At 69.0% G+C, this 3709-nt stretch carries 4 protein-coding genes; all 4 read left to right on the top strand.

Translation table 11 applies throughout. The annotated features are described in order from the left end of the window. A partial coding sequence (locus tag ACR2FV_RS03125) for a transposase family protein (protein ID WP_434014244.1) occupies positions 1-234 on the top strand: 234 nt, incomplete at its 5' end. Between the two features lie 193 nt (positions 235-427). Beyond that, positions 428-1861, top strand: coding sequence for a cysteine--tRNA ligase (gene cysS, locus ACR2FV_RS03120; RefSeq protein WP_434014243.1), 1434 nt, complete (start codon positions 428-430; stop codon positions 1859-1861). A gap of 49 nt (positions 1862-1910) precedes the next feature. After that, positions 1911-2876, top strand: a complete 966-nt coding sequence (gene rlmB / locus ACR2FV_RS03115; RefSeq protein WP_434014242.1) for a 23S rRNA (guanosine(2251)-2'-O)-methyltransferase RlmB — start codon at positions 1911-1913, stop codon at positions 2874-2876. A 14-nt stretch (positions 2877-2890) separates the two neighbouring features. Continuing rightward, the coding region (locus ACR2FV_RS03110) for a glutaminyl-peptide cyclotransferase (RefSeq protein ID WP_434014241.1) at positions 2891-3709 on the top strand (819 nt) is incomplete at its 3' end.

Here is a 3709-nt window from a genome sequence, read left to right as displayed (position 1 = left end):
TACATCGGCCTGGGCATGATCACCCCCACCCGCAAACCACCCGGCGGGGAACTTCACGAATCCCAGAAATCCTTCAACACCCAGGTCAACTCGATTCGCTACCAAATCGAACGCACCATCGCCAACCTCAAAACCTGGCGAATCCTGCACACCGACTACCGTCGGCCCTTGAAAACCTTTGCTCAAACCATCACCACGGTCATCGCCCTTGAGTTCTACAGGATGACATTGTGAATAACCCTCATGACATAGATCGTAAGTCAATCGGTCGGAATTTCTCATTCGAGTGTCGAATAGTGTCGGTTCCGTGCGGACGACAATCCTATTCAATGCATTCCGATACCAAAGTCTCTCCGCTCGTCAATCTACTGGTCTCGTTCTGTTCATTTTGCCCAGCGGCGTCCCAGGCGCCTTGTAGGCTGACCCGGTGAGTCTGCGCCTCTACGACACCGCCACCCAGCAGACGCGGGCCTTCGAGCCGCTGCGTGAGGGTGAGGTCAGCATCTACATCTGCGGGCTGACCACTCAGGGCGTCCCGCACATCGGACACGTCCGGTTTGCCGTGGCCTTCGACATCCTGCGCCGGTGGTTGGTGCGGGGCCACGGCTACGACGTCACCCTGGTCCGCAACGTCACCGACATCGACGACAAGATCCTGACCGAGTCGGCCGAGCACGCCCGGCCGTGGTGGGCCTGGAGCTACGCACACGAGCTCGCCACGAGCCGGGCGCTGGACACCCTGGGGGTCCTGCCGGCGACCTACGAGCCGCGGGCGACCGGCCACATCCCCGAGATGGTCGAGCTCATCGAGACCTTGATCGAGCGGGGCCACGCCTACGCCGCCGACGACGGCAGCGGCGACGTCTACTTCGACGTGCGCTCCTGGCCGGCCTACGGCGAGCTGACCCGGCAGCGCATCGAGGAGATGGAGGCAGCAGCCGACGCCGACCCCCGCGGCAAGCGCGACCCCCGTGACTTCGCGCTGTGGAAGGGCGCCAAGACCGGCGAGCCGTGCACCGCGAGCTGGCCTACGGCATACGGTCGGGGTCGGCCCGGCTGGCACCTGGAGTGCTCGGCGATGGCCCGCAAGTATCTCGGTGACACCTTCGACATCCACGGCGGCGGGGTCGACCTGCGCTTCCCGCACCACGAGAACGAGCAGGCGCAGTCACGGGCGGCCGACCTGGGTTTCGCGCGCTGGTGGCTGCACAACGCGTGGGTGACGGTCAAGGGCGCCAAGATGGGCAAGTCGCTGGGCAACGCGTTGGCCGTCGACGTGCTCACCGAGACGGTGCGGCCGTTGGTGCTGCGCTACTACCTGGGTGCCGCGCACTACCGCTCGATGATCGAGTACGGCGACGGTTCGCTGGATGAGGCGACGGCCGCGGTGGAGCGGATCTCCACGTTCGTGCAGCGCAGTCTGGAGGTATGCGGTGTGCCGGCCGACGAGGTGCGTGCGGTGGCGCAGACCGCCGACCTGCCGGCGGAGTTCGCGGCAGCGCTGGACGACGACCTCAACGTCCCGGAGGCGCTCGCGGTGCTGTTCGGGACGGTGCGTGCGGGCAACCGGGCCCTGGACGATGCGGCCGTGGCCGGCGCACGGCATACCCTGGAGCAGGTGGTCGCGATGACCCAGGTGCTCGGCGTCGACCCGTTGGACCCGCACTGGAGCGGCCCGGCGGCCGACTCGGCAGAGCGTGATGTGCTCGACGCCCTGGTGACCGCGCGGCTGGCCGAGCGCGACAAGGCGCGGGCGCAGTGCGACTTCGCCGCTGCCGACGCCATCCGCGACGAGCTGAGCAGCCTCGGCATCGTCGTCGAGGACACCCCCGGCGGTGCCCGCTGGGCACTGGGCCGTTGAACAGACTGAGCCACTGACCGAACAGCACTTCAGGAAGACGAGGCCCGGCATGCCCGGCAACTCCCAGCGCCGCGGTGCGGTGCGCAAGAGCAACAAGAAGGGTGCGACCGTCGGCAGCGGCGGTCAGCGTCGCAAGCAGCTGACCGGTCGCGGGCCGACCCCGAAGGCGCAGGACCGGACGGGCCACCCCGCGGCCAGAGGCGTGAAGCGCTCGGGCAGCGGTGGCAGTGACTCCTCCGCGGTGGGGGAGCGACGACGCCGAGAGCGTAGTGGTGCCCGCACCACCAGTGAGATCGTCACCGGGCGCAACTCGGTGCTGGAGGCGCTGCGGGCCGCGATCCCGGCCTCGACGCTCTACGTCGCCTCCCGGATCGACTCCGATGACCGGGTGCGCGAGTCGATCACCCTGGCCACCGAGCGGGGCATGGCCGTGTTGGAGGCACCGCGCGGCGAGCTGGAGCGGCTGACCGACGGTGCGGCCCACCAGGGGTTGGCGCTGCAGGTGCCGCCCTACGACTACGCCCATCCGGACGACCTGCTCGATGTGGAGCTGCCCGGCACGCCGCTCATCGTGGCGCTCGACGGCATCACCGACCCGCGCAACCTGGGCGCGATCATCCGCTCGGTCGGCGCGTTCGGCGGGCACGGCGTGGTCGTGCCGGCGCGACGGTCGGCCGGGTTGACCGCCGCGGCGTGGAAGGTCTCGGCCGGGGCGGCCGCCCGGGTGCGAGTGGCGCAGGCGACCAACCTGACCCGCGCGCTGGAGGGCTACCGCAAGGCCGGGTTCTTCGTGATCGGGCTGGACGCCGACGGTGACGTGGACCTGCCGGGTCTGGCGCTGGCCGACCAGCCGCTGGTGGTGGTCGTCGGCTCGGAGGGCAAGGGGCTCTCGCGGCTGGTCCGCGAGACCTGCGACCAGATCGTCTCGATCCCGATGGCGCGGAGCGCCGAGTCGCTCAACGCCGGGATCGCCGCCGCGGTCACGCTCTACGAGATCGCCCGCTCCCGGTCCTGATGCGCCGCTGGGGTATGCCGTCGCACCGGCTGAGGTTGCTGGTCAGCGCCGGTGTGCTGGCAGCGCTCGCCGGGTGCGGCGGCTCCCAGAGCGGACAGGGCCCCGCACGAGCGTCCGACGCGACCTCTGCAGAGGCTGTCAGCCCCACGTCCACGGCGGGCCGGGAGCGCGGGGTCGAGGTGGTCGAGGTGCTGGACCGCGGCCCCGGCTTCACCCAGGGCCTGGAGCTGCTCGACGACGGGCGGCTGCTGCACAGCACCGGTCGCTACGGCGAGTCCAGCCTTCAGGTCCTGCTGCTCGGTGGGCCCGCCGAGGTCTCGACCGATCTGCCGGCCGAAGAGTTCGGCGAGGGGGCAACTTTGGTGGGCGACACCGCATACCAGCTCACCTGGAAGTCCGGCGTGGTGCACACCTGGAGCCTGCCCGATCTCGTCGAAGGTCCGTCCCTGCAGATCGAGGGCGATGGGTGGGGGTTGTGCTACGACGAGACGCGTGACGCGCTCTGGCAATCCGACGGAACCTCGACGCTGCGCCTGCTCGCGGTTCCTGACTTGGCCCCGATCGCCGAAGTGAACGTGACCGAACAGATCGGGGATCGGGCAACTCCGGTGCAGCGGCTCAACGAGCTGGAATGCGACCAGGGACGGGTGTGGGCCAACGTCTGGCAGAGCGAGGACATCCTGCTGATCGAGCCACCTCGCGGCGATGCAGCAGCGAACAAGGACACGAATGCCCAGGTGCTGCAACGGGTCTCACTCAGCAGGCTGGTCGAGGGTGAGGGCCACAGCGACCCGGATAACGTTCTGAACGGGGTCGCGCTCGAGGAACAGGAC

The organism is Ornithinimicrobium sp. (genome assembly GCF_051004135.1).
In the GTDB taxonomy this organism is placed as follows: Bacteria; Actinomycetota; Actinomycetes; order Actinomycetales; family Dermatophilaceae; genus Ornithinicoccus.
The sequence above is the reverse complement of the archived record's forward strand: the minus strand, read 5'-3'. Positions and strand labels throughout refer to the sequence as shown.